Below are 12,717 nucleotides of genomic sequence, written 5' to 3'. Positions count from 1 at the left end.
CTGGAACGTAGCCGATGGTCGTGGAACGATCGCTGGTGCTGTGTCCTCCTATCGGTAACCTCTTTCGTGGACGGTCCCCGCCGGCCTTCCCGTCGGCCGGGTCTGCGCTCTTAAACCGGCGGCCGGCCGCTTCAAGGCCGCGTTCCGCGCCGCTTTGCGGCCGGTTCGACCGTTCTCGGCAGGCCATGCCTGCGGGTCGCGCAGGGCCGTTGGCCCGGCTTTGCCCGCAGACCTGCCCCGCTCGTTTTGGTCGCCCCGGACCCTGAAGCGCCCGTCTCTGCGCCGGTTTCGTCCGAGCGCGCCCGAAGGGAGGGCCGGCAGGGGCCGGTCCGGTTCTTCGGCACAACCGAAGAAAGGAAGTTCGCATGCCCAGGACCGCCCCCCGCCCGACCGCCCGCGTCGTCCAGCTCCGCAAGGGCACGACCCTCGACATGGTCCGCCTTGCCTGTCCCGATGCGGCGCAGGCCATCCTCATTGCCGAGAGCTTTGGCCTGCCCGTGCTTGACAGCGAAGCCATCCGCGACCTGCACGAACGAATGATCGTCGAGACCGCTGATGTGCTGCGAGAAGGCCTCGCCGAACGCGCGATGCAGATCCATCTGCAGCGGATCGTCGGCTCCTATGTCGGCTCCGCCCATGGCGCCGGCCAATTCTACAGCCGGGCCGTCAGCGAAGCGCGCGACCTGACGAGCAAGCTTGCCAACGAGGCCCGCGACGAGGATCTCGACGGACCGGTCGGCTTCGAGAGCGTCGCGCAACGCAAGCGCGAGTTCGCAGCCGACATGGGCGTCCAGGCCCATGCGCTTCGCATGGCGGCCGAGGGCGCCGTCGCGGCCTATGAGCAGGTCATCGGCGAGCGCTGGAAGCCCTTCGAGCGTGCCGTCGAGAATCCCGGCCATGCCGTCGACCGCAAGGCGGCCGAGATGCAGATGGCGGCTTTCGGCTGAGCCTCCGCCGGCGGGACCTCGGCCTCGCCCGTCAATCCCGACCAACCAGGCCGGTCCCGTTCGGGGCCGGCCATTCCGGTTCGCCGTCTGCCGCATCCAGGCGAGGGAAGGAAGGGCCAGGACCCTCCGTCCGGTCCCGGACGGGGTCCTGCCGGGGCCGGCCGTCCGCGCAACGGCTTTGCCGTCCTCCACTGCGTTTCGGCCCGGAACCACCCGCCGCGCCGGCGCGGGCTGGGTGGCCGGGTGCGCGACCCTCCTGATTGCCCCGGTGCTGGACCTCCGTGACCGGCCGCGATGGGCGCGGCCCCGAAACGGAGGACAAGGTCATGACAGGCAAGGACAAGGGAGCCCGCGCCGATATCTACGCGCGCATCACCGAACGCATCGTGGCGGATCTCGAGAAGAACACCCGTCCCTGGGTGCAGCCTTGGAACGCCGGTACGGCGGCTGGCGCGATGACCCGGCCGCTGCGCCACAACGGCCAACCCTATACAGGGCTCAATGTCCTGCTGCTCTGGTCGGAGGCGATGGCGCGTGGGTTCTCTTCGGCGATCTGGATGACGTTTCGCCAGGCGAGGGAGCTTGGCGCCCATGTGCGCAAGGGCGAAGGCGGCTCGACCGTCGTCTATGCCAGCCGCTTCACCAAGACCGAGGTCGACGCGGCCGGCGGCGAGATCGAGCGCGATATCCCCTTTCTCAAGGCTTACACCGTCTTCAATTGCGAGCAGATCGAAGGCCTGCCCGATCACTATTGTCAGCGCCCGGAACCGCCAGTCGATCCGCTGGTTCGGATCGAGCATGCCGACCGCTTCTTCGCCAATACCGGTGCCATGATCCGGCATGGCGGCTCGAAGGCGTTCTATGCCGCAGGGAGCGACAGCATCCAGATGCCGGATCTGAGGTGTTTCCGCGATGCCGAATCCTATGTCGCCGTGCTCGGCCATGAGTGCATCCACTGGGCCGGAGCGCCGCATCGGCTCAACCGGGATCTCAGCCGCTATCACACAGACCGGACCGAGCGGGCCCGGGAGGAGCTGATCGCGGATATCGGCGCGAGCTTCCTCTGCGCCGATCTCGGCATCGTGCCGGAGCTGGAGCCTCGGCCCGACCACGCCAGCTATGTCGCCTCATGGCTCAAGCTGCTCGATGGCGACCGCCGGGCGATCTTCCAGGCGGCCGCTCATGCCCAGCGCGCCGTCACTTACCTTCATGACCTGCAGCCACAGAAGGAGCGACAGGCGGCGGCGTGAGCATCCTCAGGCCGGCTGTCGTCTTGCCTTGCGTCTACCGGACCGGGAGGGCCGGCATCTCTCCCTGGCCGGCATGCCAGATCCAGCTATCCATCTCGGGCCGGGAAGCGATCATCTCCTCGAGCGCGGCTTCATAGGCGTCGTCGGCGCTCGCGGGCACGACGAAGAGGGCAAGCGGGCGTGGCCGGTGCTGCATCAGCAGTGCCGCTGCGATCGGCTGATCGGCGGGCGAGGCATAACGCAGGCCCTTGATGCTCTGCTCGCGGAGCTTGGCCAATGTCTCGACGAGGCGCAGCTCCTGGGCGGATTCATAGGGGATCCAGTTCTCCGCGACGACCATCAGCGCGATCTCCTCGATGATCGCGAGGCCGGCAGCGTTCAACCCGAAGGTCGCGACCGTAATCAGATGCGAGGTATCGTTCGCCGCCCACAGCGCGAGCTCGGCCTCGAACCGAGCCTGCACGCGCGTCCAGGCGCGCTCGTCGAGCAGGATCGGAAAACCGGGCCAATGCTTGACCACCAGCCGGTGGCCGCCGCGCGCCGCCTGGAATTCCTTGACCTCCCCGACCAGCACCATGAGCTTCCGCGGGCCAGTCTTCTGCGGCTGAACCCCGCTCAGCGCGATGGCGCGCCGTTGCTCGATCGCGTCCTTGTTCTCCGCGCGGAAGGGTTCCGGGACCAACAGAATTTCGCTCAGCGGTGCACCCCTTACCAGCATGGTCTTCGCTGCCTCGATCAGATGCCAGCGGATATTCCACCAGTGGCGCTTGCCGGCCCAGGCCGAGGTCCATTTGGTCAGGCCAGCCTCGTTCCAGAGCAGGTGCAGCAACCCGCGCAGCGATAGCCGGCGCCCCTCGCTCTTCACCGACGTCGATTCCGACGCACCCGGCGTCGGCGCGGCCCGGCTGCCGGTTCGCGTCAGGCTGAACTCCAGCCGCAACGCGGCCATACCGCTCGCGGGATCGAGCCGGATTGCGCTGCCCATCAGCGGGCCGAGGCCCGAGAGATCGAGCGGCGGCTCATAGGAGTCGCAGGCCGGGTCGTGCTGGCCGCCCGAGAGCGGCATGCGCTTGACGACGAATTGCTCGCCCATCGCCGCGACATACATCGGGATGCCGGGCTCGCGGCACAGACACAGCGGGCGCATCCGATCGCGATAGGCCGCCGCGATCGCCGTTGGCAGCGCCGGATCGTTCTCGTTCAGAACGGCGCCTGCGATCTCGAACCGGCGCATCCATCTCCTCCTCGCTTGCCGTCGAAGTTTCGCCCGACCGGACCGGCGCCGCAACCCATGCCGGTAGCGCGCGCCGCCAGGCGAGCTCGCCATGACGCGCTCCGTCCCCCACGTGGCAGCGGGTTGGCCTGTGGAGCGGCCTGCGATGGTTGGCTGCCGATCTCGAGAGCCAGCCGATCCCGTCGGGGCGAGGCTTAAAGCTGCTTGGGTGGCGCTGGCGGAGATGCCGGCTCTGCCGATTTCGGAGATCATTCGTGGCGCAGCCATCTCCGACCCTCGCGATCCGGGGCGGGGCGGCATGGCGTGGCTGGAGACGTTGGCGGAACGGACCAAGCAAGATCGGCGCGGACAGTGCCGAACAGGGCCGACGATGTTGTCGAGGTCGGCGCACCCCTTGAACTCCGACGATGAAGGGGCAGTCCGGGCTCCCTCCTGTTTGCGTCACGGTTGCGCCCCATGCGGTCTCGATGGATTGGGTGTGACCGGGGGACGACCTCGTCTCGATCGCCCATCCGCAACGGCCGGTCCCGGCTTTTTTCCGCCGGCGGCTGCGCCGCCTTTGCAGCGCGAAGCAAAAAAGCCGGGATCGGCCGCCCTCCACTGCGTTGCGGCCCCAAGAACCACCCCATTGCGCGAGCGCAACAGGGACCCCGGTGGGTGCGGGCTCGATCGCCCCCGGTCCTGACACCGCCATCGAGGCCGCGATGGGCGCGGCCCGAGCAAAACCGGAAAGGATCCCACCATGGCTGTCATCGGCGAATTCAAGAGCAACGGCAACGGCATCGTCGGCAATGTGCGCACCCTCAGCGTCCGCTTCCAGGCTCGCCTGCAACCGATCGAGCGTGTCTCGCGCGACGCCCCGGACTTCCGCGTCATCGGCAACGGCGCCGAGGTCGGCGCGGGCTGGAATGCGGTCTCCGGCGACGGCGAGCCCTATATCTCGCTCAAGCTCGACGATCCGAGCTTCAACGCTCCGATCACCGCGGCACTCTGGCCGGGCGAGACCGAAGGGGACTACACCCTGATCTGGAACCGCCCGAAGCGGGAGGCCTGATCCCCGCCGCGAACGAGCCCCGCCGCCCAGGCGGGGCTTCCTCATCTCAGATCGCGCCGGACGACGCCGGCGCCACGGCACCATTCCGCACAGCAGGTCTCGGATCGCCGATGGACCGCCATATCGCGTGTCGAAGCTGAAGGTCGGCATCGAGCCGGCCTTCAGCTTTCTGGCGCCGACCCGAGCTAAAAAGCCTGCTCAGATCGTCCGAGCGTGTCATGGCGGCCCGAAGGCCTCAAGGACGAGCGGTGCCTCCCATTTTCAGCCGCCGCCCAAGTGCGTCGCCAGAAAATCGGCTCCCCCGCTCGCCGCCTGCGGCGGTCGCTGCGCGATCCCTGACCCCTGCGGCCCGCCATGACCGCTGGCGTCGTCTTTCACACTCAATCGAGGAGGCGACGATGCCGAACGAACAGCACATCGAGGAACTGCGCGCCGAGCTGCGGGATGCAACCGACCGCGCCGAGCGCCGTCAGATCGAGGCGGAGCTGGAGCTCGCGCTGGCCGAGCGCGAGGCGATGCTGGCCGAAGCCGAGGGGCGTTACAGCAGCGAGCCGCCCTTCTAGGGAGGCGTCGTGCTCCCCACGCGCTTGGCGGCCTCAGCCGTTGAGCGCGTCCTTGACCGCCTTCGCCGGCGTGAAGTTCAGCTTCTTCGATGCGGCGATCTTGATCGTCGCGCCGGTCGCCGGATTGCGGCCCTCGCGCTCCGGTGTCTCCTTCACCTTGAACTTGCCGAAGCCCGGGATGTTCGTCTCGGCCCCACCCTTTGCCGCGGCGGCGATCTGGCGAAACACGCTCTCGACGATGGCCTTCGCCTGCGCCTTCGTGAGCTTCTGCTCGCCGGCGATCGTGTCGGCAATCTCGGTCGCTGTCGTCATGGAAAAGATACCCTGTGAGGTTGATGACCTCGACCAGTATCGCAGTGGGTGCGCGACGACGGTAACGCGAAGGAAGCCGCATCTCCCGCTATCCACCGAAATTTCTCGATGTCGCCTGGTCTCGACCTCGCCAGCCGGGCCGAGGTCTTGGCATCCGCCTTCATTCTCGGCGCAAAACACGACGCCATCGTCGTTGAACCCGCGAAAATCCGCGTTACGGCAGAAATGACAATTTCGGGGGCGACTTGCGAAATCACGCCGCTGGCCGCGGTCAGGTTTTGCAGTTCCGATCGACATGGTGGGGCAGACCGCCCGGGCGAGCCCCTCCAGGACCGGCTCTACGCTCGCCTAAGAGGCGTCCCCGCAGCCTGCAAGCGGTCGCCGCGCAGCCGCGTGACGATCCTTTCGCGGCGCCCGGCGCCAGCGCGGAATTTCTAAAGCTATGACGGAAGCTTGCGCGAGCGTCCTTCACGCGCGAGCGCGCGCTGAGCCCGGTTCCTCTTGGCGATGGCCGAGCTCAGATCGTCATAGTCGACCCCACCCTTCTGCAAGGCCCGGCGGGCGTCGTCGACTTCGAAGCCGAGAAGCTCGAACACCGTCATGTTCAGGCTGGAGGCGACGCGTTCGATCGTCTTCAGCGTCGGATTCCCGATGCCACGGAGCAGCTGGTAATAGGTCTGACGCGCGAGACCCGTCTTCGGCAGGAGCGCTTCCATGCCGCCGTTCTCGATTTCGAGCTGCTGCAGCCGGATCGCGATCATTTCGTTGAGGATCGAGTGATCGATCGGCTGGGGTTTGCGCACGGGCATCGGAGATCGGGGGGAGGTTGGCAGTCGCGATTATGGGGACGCTATATCAGGTCCCAACCTCCGGGATAATAGATATTCGAGGCATTCAAAGAGATGCCGTTGATGGTGCGCGCTCGCTTGTGCCGGCGTTCGACCCGTTCAGTCCTCAGCGATGCCGAGTATCCTCCTCCGGCCGGTCTATGTCGGAGGCAGGCGTCCGATCCGGCGGAGATGATCGTACAAGATCCGATCGATCACGCGCAGCGGATGCGTCCGCTCCTCGGCGGCGATCTGGCGAAGGACGAGATCGATCGCGTCCGGCAACCGCAACGCGTAAGGTCTGGACGATGAGCGTTCGCCATAGGCCCCGAACGGATTCCGCTCGGGTCTTGCTCGCATCTGTCGACGCGCGGGCATCGCGGGATTGTCGTGCCGAGGCGGCGAGACGCCGTGAGGGCGAGGATCGCCGGCGTCGGTGTCGTCATAGGCGGGCGTCACGACCACGGGCCTTGGTCCAGGGGCTTCAGCGCTGGACGCGTTGACACGCTGCGATCGGAACACGTCGCGGGGCAGGGCAGGCCGCTCCGGCCTGTTGTTGGAATCGGAGCCGCTCATCTCAGGCGGCCGCTTCGTCTGGTGTCGTGTCCTGGCTTGCAGAGAGCAGTTCCCGCACGACCTGGTCGGCATTGTAGCGCGCCTTGCGGACGGACTCGTCGCCATCGCTCATCTGGTAGAGCGTGCCGTGACCGCTGGTCATCGTGCGGAAGGTGACACGGCGGTAGAGCGCGTTCGAGCAGATCGGCACCTGTTCAGCATCGAGATAGGCGACGACCTCGCGCAGCGGGCGCGTGTTGCGGTCGAGACCGTCATACTCGTTGAACAGCACGCGATGTCGGCTCATCGGCAAGGCGGATGCAGCCGCGTGCTGTTCGAGATTGCGGATGGTCCGCACGACCTGCGAGGCATCGAACGTATGGACCTTGCAGGGCAGCACGACGAGGTCGGCCAGAAGCGCCGATTGGATCAGGACATTGCCGTAATAGCCGGGCGTGTCGATCACCACGACGTCATGACGGTCGAGATCGGCGATCGCCGCGAACAATGCCGCCTCGTCGGCCGCACGGACCAGATCGATTCCCCGTGGCGTCATGCCCCGCGCCATGCTCGACGCATGCCATTGATAGGACGACCCTTGCGGATCCGCGTCGATGATCGCCACCGCATAGCCGTGGCGCGCAAACTCTCCGGCGAGGATGATGGCGACGGTCGTTTTGCCGCTGCCTCCCTTCGGATTGGCGACCGCAAAGATGCTCGGCATCGGTAGTCCTCGGGCATCGCATATCGTTAGAGCATTGTACATTATAATAGATATCAGACAATCATGTATCGTCGCGGGAACGCGGTCCGCCATTTCCGAATGAACGCAGCGTACCGATGCAGTGATGGGTGATTGCCGCAATGGCGCATTGCGCCAGATCGGCAGTATCCCATTGCCGCGAGGCAGCTTCACCGGTCTGCAGAGAGGCCGCATTCCACGACTGAGGCTTGCGCGGTATAGCGGAAATGCCGCGATGGCGTAGAACCGCACTGACTCAGCGTGTTATTGGCATAACACCACAATCCTTTATCCCGTGATATCCGTAATGTCGGATCGCGGCGTCGTGACAAGGCCGTGCCATCGACATGCGTTGAAGCGATATTGCGGTAACAGCGAATGCCAGGCTTGCGATGCAAGGAGGAGGGATGTCGCGCCGGGCGAGCCGGCTGAGGGGCGCGCCTCCATGCTGGTGGGCGTTCTGGCTGGTGTCGATCTATTATAATAGATGTTGGTTGACAAGATACCGGTTTGTGGGCCACAAACCAGAGGCGGCTGCGGGACGCAGCCGTAGAGCGCCGAGGCGCTGATGCCGGCATCCGGCGATGGCGGTGGTTCCGGCGGATCTGGCGATCCGCCATTCGGCCGGACAGGAGAGGGCGATGGCTCGGTCAGCTGCCGTTCCACGACGCAAGGCCCGGCTGCGGACCGAGCTCTCCGCAGCCGACGAGCAGCGGCTGCGGGAGGCGGTCGTGCTCTTTGGTCTGCCAAGAGCAGAGGTGGTGCGCCGGTTGATCCGCGCCTCGGTGCAAGCGGGGCCGGCACTGTCGGCCGAGAACACCGAAGCAGTGGTTCTGCTGGCGAGCCAGGTTCGGGCGGTCGGGCGGAACCTGGCGCAGCTTCTGCGGGCCGTCCGGGCCGGGCAGGCCATCGGACTGGATGACACCGAGGCGGTCTGGCAAGGGCTCCACGATGCCGTCTCAGTGATCAACGAGGAGCTTACCGAAATCACGGTTTCCCATGGCTCCCGGCTTCGGCGCATCGCGAAGCTCGCGCTTCCGGTCGGGGACGATCCGCGATGAGGCGGGCCCGCCAGATCGCCTGGTGGACGGAGCAGGTCGCTGCCGCGCGCGACGGAATAGCCCAGGCGCGTGAGGAACGGCGCCGGCCGGGAGCCATGTGGCTGGAGGAGGACCTTCGTCGAAGTCGCGGCCTCTCGACGCGCCCCTGCGCGATGCCCCACGCCCATCAACTCATCCGAGGCGAGACGATCACAGGCGGGCACGATGCCGAGCGCGAGCGGGAGCTTCCACCGGGGCCGAAGGGCCGCGGACACGGTCCGGGCGGGAGGAGCCGGACTGGACCTCCGGCAGCGATCGCAGGCGGCCTCTCCGGCAGGGGCAATGCCGTCGGCCGGGCCCGCTTGCTCGCGGCCGGCTATCAGCCCGCCGTCATCAAGGTGGTATCCTATGCCAGTGGGGCCGCCCGCGCGACGGCGACGGGCCAATATGTCTTGCGCGAGGACGTTCCGCTCGAGACCCATGACGGACGGATACTGGCGGACCGGGCGGCGGTCGCCGACGAGATCAAGGCCTGGTCGGCGGGCTTTTCGAAGCGTGCGGAGAGCCAGGATGTCGGTACGGTACGGTTGGCGCTCCACGATGTCGCCGACAGCCCGGAAGGCCGGGCGGCCTATGACAAGGCGATCGCCGCCGCCTTCGAAGGCCATCGCCACGCCTATCGGCTCGACGCGGCCTCCGATGGCACGCTGGAGGCGCGCGTGGTCGTCGCGATGGCTGGGGCCGCGAGGGAGCGGTTTCGCTCTCGGATGGCGGAGGGCGGTGCGCCAGCGAGGGAACTGAGACAATTTGACAGGGCGTCGGAGGCGACGATCAAGGACAGGATCGCTGTCGCGACGGGTGTTGCGGCGGACCGGATCGGCATCGTTTTGAAAGCGACCGGGCATGGCAGAGATGGCGTTGCCTATCAACTGGATCGCCTGGTCGCGAAGGGAGCCGCCGTCGACGACCGCGGTAAAACGCTCGCCAACGTCGCAGATGTCAGAACTGCCGCGCGGGAATGGGGGCCATCGCTGCGCTCGCAATCGACCCGCGACACCCTGCACCTGATCCTTTCGGCCAAAGCCGGGGCCGATGTCGAGGCGTTGAGGCGAGCCGCCCACGCCTTCCTGCATGACCGCTTCGCCGATCACAAATTCATGTTCGGCGTCCATACCGACAAGCAGGCGGAGGGGCATATCCACGTCCATGCCGTCATCACGGTGAAGAGCGAATCCGGCCAGAAACTGCATCCGGGCCGGGACACTTTCCGTGAATGGCGCCAGGCCTATGCGGAGCACGCGCAGGCCGAAGGCCTGAAGATCGTGGCGACGGGCGCGCGCGAGCGCGCCTCGTCGCAGAGCTATGGTCCGAAGGACAAGGCGATCGTGCACGTGGCGGACCGGCCGCGGCCCGGACGCGCGGCACGGGATCGCGCCTATGCCTCGGATCCGGCAAATCGGGCGATGATCGACAAGGCGCGCCAGCGCATCGCCGTAGCGCGGGCCAATCCGATCAGGATGGCGATGTCGGAGGCCGATCGGCGCGTGCTGAACGACAGCATCGAGGGCTGGCGGGTTGTTTTGCGGGACCAGCCCGGCAGCACGCTCGCAAAGGATATGCTCGAGCGACTGGCTTTAGCTCGCCTGGTCGGTGGCATCCTCGGCACGATCGCGCAACGCGTGGAGCTTCTGACGAAGGAGGGATCAGACATGGCCGTGACAGCCGAGCAGATGGCCAGGGATTTGCGCCTGATGAACGAAGCGGTGTCGCGGACGCGCGATCTGCTCGACGGAGCAACGAAACAACAGTTCCACGAAGCTTCGGCGCGCTATCTGGAGACCTTGGCCAATCGGCTCGATCTGCAGCGTCTCGCCGAACGCGGCGTCGAGCGGATGACGCGCGCGGAGGTCGAGGGCATCATTGGCGTCAATGCCGACCGGTTGATCGAGCGCGCGAACAACGTTCGGGCCAAGGAGGAGGGGGAAGCGCAACGGGCCGCCAGACAGGCAGATCGGGCCGTCGAAGTCGAAAGGGGAGACCAGGCGAGAGCTGGCATTGATCCAGCGTCCCAGCGAGACCTCGCAGCCAACAGGCAGATCGTGACGGGGGCTGAACGCTCGGCCGCGCAGGAAGCGCGTGAAGCCAGAGCCGCGACTGAGGCGGCGCGCATGCTTGCTCGGCATCCGGGGGATCGGCTCTCGCCGGGGTTGGTGAAGACCGATGCGCTCGCTCAACTGCGCGCCGAACAGGAACGCGTCATCCGCGAGATCGAGGCTAGCGATCGTCTGGAGGCCCAGAAGGGTCAAAGAATGGGTCCAGGAAGGGGCTAGCGCCGCTGATCATCCTTTACCGGAGGATTTTCTCGCGCAAGGCGATCGCAATGGCATGCGCCTTGGTGACGGCGCCGAGCTTTTCGCGGACGGAAAGAATGTGCTTCGTCACCGTCGATTTCGAGATGCCGAGGATGACGGAGATTTCCCAGTCGGTCTTGCCTTCGGCCGACCAAAGCAGGCAATCGTATTCGCGGGCCGAAATGCGCCCGTAGGCACGGCTGGCGCTGAACCGCCGCTGCAGCAAGGTGCCGAGCGCGTAGCTCGCCGCGAAACCGAGCAGCGATCGGTCATCGGGGCTGGGATCGATCTGCGCTCCGCCAAAGGATATCGCCGCGACGTTTCCATCCAGAAGCGAGATTGGCACGACATATCCATTCTCCAGGCCGAACTCACTGGCTTCCCCGCCGATGAGCAGAACATCCGCGGAGGAGGCTGCCGCGTCATAGGCCTCGCGCCATGAAAAGGGCGATCGTTCAGTTTGCAGGCGCTCGACGACGGGATCACGATAGACATAGCCGCGCGAGTTATACCGATCGGCCCAGTCGCGCGGGAATTCCTGGATAAGGATCCTCGAAGCAATGGCCCTTCGAGGAAGCGTTTGGCTCGGGACGATTCCTCCGAAAATGGCCGAGATGCCGAACGCGGCGCTGGCGCGGAGCAAGGCTGCCGCGACTTCCTTGCTGTCAGCAGCGGTTCCCATCGTGTGCACGAAGCGCCAAGTCTTCTCTAGAGAAACATGGTCGGCCATTGTTGAGGAAAGGCGAGTGGTGAACGACGTTAGCCAATATAGAGGACCTGTGAAGCTTTGTGTAATTCGTAAAAAGGCGGATTCTGCCCGAAAACATGGCAAAGAGCCCACGCGTTGTTTATCTTTCCGGCGCTGATCGCTCGCAATTCAACGCCCCCCAGCTGAGCGCTGTTGCGCGGACCGGTGGCGGGTGATGCCAGGCCGCGCTCCTGGCCGGGGCGGCGTTGGCGTCCGCTGGAAAGTCAGCTCGATTGCAGAGTTGTTCAGGGCGTGCTCCGTCGCGCGGGCCCGTCATAACGATAGGGCGAAGCTGCGCGCCGTGTGCAGGCAGCCTGCTCGGCTGCGATCTTCCCGATCTCGGCGGTAATCGTCTCGATCCGCTCGGGCCATAGCCAGTCCTCGTAGAGGCCGACGATCAGATCGCTCATGCGCGGCGGTATCTCATCGGCCCGGTTCTTCAGGATGTCGAAAAGCGAGGTGCGCAGGGCCCGTAACCAGGGCGATCCCTGTTGGAACGCCCGGATCTGATTGACCGTCGCGGTCCGGCGCGAGACCAGCTGCGACCGAATACGGTGATAGGCCTGCAGGTCGAGCTCGTCCCGCGTCTTCTCCCGCACCACCCTCAGGTTCGGTCGCAGCGCAGCCATCCGCGATCGACAGCCCGGGGATCAATCGATCCCCGCTGCTGCTGAAGAGTTCACGCGTTACATTATCCATTGACGATGAACGCCGGTCGGAGTGTGTTACCGCCCAGCCTCGGGAGAAGATCAGATGATGCGCGTTGCTTTGAGGGTCGCCGCCCTGATGCTTTGGACCGGTGTGGCTGGTGCTCAATCGATCACCGCCGAGTCGAAAGCGATGGGGGGCCGGTGGGGCGTGACCCAAGACGAATGTCGGGTGCAGGTCAAAAGGACCGGCGCTTATCGCCCGCGATACGCTTGCAGCCGAATACGCCCAAGGGGCGTAGAGCCTGAACTTTGGCAAAGAGCGGCAAATCTACCAGCGCGGCTTGCTGTAACCAGACATCGACACCGGGGCGTGGCGGCTTGACGACCTGCCGCAGGCGGATGTCCTTGAACATGCCGCTCATCGATGTGCTGGTCGACATACCT

The 12,717-nt window shown here is 65.9% G+C and carries 13 protein-coding genes and 1 pseudogene; 6 read left to right on the top strand and 8 right to left on the bottom strand.

What is annotated here, in order from left to right; genetic code table 11:
- Nucleotides 1-365: 365 nt before the first annotated feature.
- Together GY40_RS20755 and GY40_RS20750 are read left to right on the top strand one after the other, a co-directional pair.
- Complete coding sequence (locus tag GY40_RS20755) at nt 366-947, top strand: hypothetical protein (RefSeq protein ID WP_038366350.1); 582 nt, start codon at nt 366-368, stop codon at nt 945-947.
- Between the two features lie 326 nt (nt 948-1,273).
- Nucleotides 1,274-2,197 carry an ArdC family protein gene (locus GY40_RS20750; protein WP_038366562.1) on the top strand — a complete coding sequence of 308 codons (924 nt, stop codon included), beginning with the start codon at nt 1,274-1,276 and terminating at the stop codon, nt 2,195-2,197.
- A 34-nt stretch (nt 2,198-2,231) separates the two neighbouring features.
- On the opposite strand, the gene GY40_RS20745 is transcribed toward GY40_RS20750, so the two are convergent.
- Nucleotides 2,232-3,431: a DUF1173 domain-containing protein gene (locus GY40_RS20745; RefSeq protein ID WP_038366348.1), complete on the bottom strand. Its 1,200-nt coding sequence runs from the start codon at nt 3,429-3,431 to the stop codon at nt 2,232-2,234.
- 742 nt (nt 3,432-4,173) lie between these two features.
- Here GY40_RS20745 and GY40_RS20740 point away from each other — a divergent pair.
- On the top strand, nt 4,174-4,485 hold the full coding sequence (locus GY40_RS20740) for a DUF736 domain-containing protein (protein WP_038366346.1): 312 nt from the start codon (nt 4,174-4,176) through the stop codon (nt 4,483-4,485).
- 398 nt (nt 4,486-4,883) lie between these two features.
- A complete protein-coding gene (locus GY40_RS28030) occupies nt 4,884-5,048 on the top strand; it encodes a hypothetical protein (protein ID WP_197062793.1) in 165 nt (54 codons plus the stop codon).
- Nucleotides 5,049-5,081: 33 nt separating this feature from the next.
- Here GY40_RS28030 and GY40_RS20735 read toward each other — a convergent pair whose 3' ends face one another.
- The 4 genes from GY40_RS20735 to GY40_RS20715 form a co-directional block, all read right to left on the bottom strand.
- A complete protein-coding gene (locus GY40_RS20735) occupies nt 5,082-5,360 on the bottom strand; it encodes an HU family DNA-binding protein (RefSeq protein ID WP_038366345.1) in 279 nt (92 codons plus the stop codon).
- Between the two features lie 440 nt (nt 5,361-5,800).
- Entirely contained in the window at nt 5,801-6,169 is a 369-nt protein-coding gene (locus GY40_RS20725) for a helix-turn-helix domain-containing protein (protein WP_038366341.1), read from the bottom strand.
- A gap of 177 nt (nt 6,170-6,346) precedes the next feature.
- A complete protein-coding gene (locus GY40_RS20720; protein ID WP_349236410.1) occupies nt 6,347-6,652 on the bottom strand; it encodes a hypothetical protein in 306 nt (101 codons plus the stop codon).
- 112 nt (nt 6,653-6,764) lie between these two features.
- Entirely contained in the window at nt 6,765-7,466 is a 702-nt protein-coding gene (locus tag GY40_RS20715) for a ParA family protein (protein ID WP_038366336.1), read from the bottom strand.
- A gap of 602 nt (nt 7,467-8,068) precedes the next feature.
- Here GY40_RS20715 and GY40_RS20710 point away from each other — a divergent pair.
- Together GY40_RS20710 and GY40_RS20705 are read left to right on the top strand one after the other, a co-directional pair.
- A complete protein-coding gene (locus GY40_RS20710; RefSeq protein WP_248311239.1) occupies nt 8,069-8,545 on the top strand; it encodes a hypothetical protein in 477 nt (158 codons plus the stop codon).
- Nucleotides 8,546-8,886: 341 nt separating this feature from the next.
- Entirely contained in the window at nt 8,887-10,854 is a 1,968-nt protein-coding gene (locus GY40_RS20705) for a relaxase/mobilization nuclease domain-containing protein (RefSeq protein ID WP_349236409.1), read from the top strand.
- 16 nt (nt 10,855-10,870) lie between these two features.
- Here the strand turns inward: GY40_RS20705 and GY40_RS20700 are convergent, their stop codons facing one another.
- The 3 genes and pseudogenes from GY40_RS20700 to GY40_RS20690 all read right to left on the bottom strand — a co-directional run bounded on the left by GY40_RS20700 (nt 10,871) and on the right by GY40_RS20690 (nt 12,686).
- A complete protein-coding gene (locus GY40_RS20700) occupies nt 10,871-11,605 on the bottom strand; it encodes a helix-turn-helix transcriptional regulator (RefSeq protein WP_248311238.1) in 735 nt (244 codons plus the stop codon).
- Nucleotides 11,606-11,946: 341 nt separating this feature from the next.
- Nucleotides 11,947-12,249: pseudogene (locus tag GY40_RS20695) on the bottom strand (IS110 family transposase); the annotation flags it as partial.
- A 260-nt stretch (nt 12,250-12,509) separates the two neighbouring features.
- Nucleotides 12,510-12,686 carry a hypothetical protein gene (locus GY40_RS20690; protein WP_156116024.1) on the bottom strand — a complete coding sequence of 59 codons (177 nt, stop codon included), beginning with the start codon at nt 12,684-12,686 and terminating at the stop codon, nt 12,510-12,512.
- Between the last annotated feature and the right edge of the window lie 31 nt (nt 12,687-12,717).

The organism is Allobosea sp. UNC402CLCol, assembly GCF_000745475.1.
GTDB lineage: Bacteria > Pseudomonadota > Alphaproteobacteria > Rhizobiales > Beijerinckiaceae > Allobosea > Allobosea spartocytisi.
Note: the sequence above shows the minus strand (reverse complement) of the source record. Positions and strands in the feature narration are given on the sequence as shown.

Bases quoted from the DNA above. Each gene is read 5' to 3' on its own strand.
- GY40_RS20750 (WP_038366562.1), top strand. From the start codon at position 1,274: ATGACAGGCAAGGACAAGGGAGCCCGCGCCGATATCTACGCGCGCATC.
- GY40_RS20740 (WP_038366346.1), top strand. From the start codon at position 4,174: ATGGCTGTCATCGGCGAATTCAAGAGCAACGGCAACGGCATCGTCGGC.
- GY40_RS20700 (WP_248311238.1), bottom strand. From the start codon at position 11,605: ATGGCCGACCATGTTTCTCTAGAGAAGACTTGGCGCTTCGTGCACACG.
- GY40_RS20690 (WP_156116024.1), bottom strand. From the start codon at position 12,686: ATGTTCAAGGACATCCGCCTGCGGCAGGTCGTCAAGCCGCCACGCCCC.
- GY40_RS20755 (WP_038366350.1), top strand. From the start codon at position 366: ATGCCCAGGACCGCCCCCCGCCCGACCGCCCGCGTCGTCCAGCTCCGC.
- GY40_RS28030 (WP_197062793.1), top strand. From the start codon at position 4,884: ATGCCGAACGAACAGCACATCGAGGAACTGCGCGCCGAGCTGCGGGAT.
- GY40_RS20710 (WP_248311239.1), top strand. From the start codon at position 8,069: ATGGCGGTGGTTCCGGCGGATCTGGCGATCCGCCATTCGGCCGGACAG.
- GY40_RS20735 (WP_038366345.1), bottom strand. From the start codon at position 5,360: ATGACGACAGCGACCGAGATTGCCGACACGATCGCCGGCGAGCAGAAG.
- GY40_RS20725 (WP_038366341.1), bottom strand. From the start codon at position 6,169: ATGCCCGTGCGCAAACCCCAGCCGATCGATCACTCGATCCTCAACGAA.
- GY40_RS20745 (WP_038366348.1), bottom strand. From the start codon at position 3,431: ATGCGCCGGTTCGAGATCGCAGGCGCCGTTCTGAACGAGAACGATCCG.
- GY40_RS20715 (WP_038366336.1), bottom strand. From the start codon at position 7,466: ATGCCGAGCATCTTTGCGGTCGCCAATCCGAAGGGAGGCAGCGGCAAA.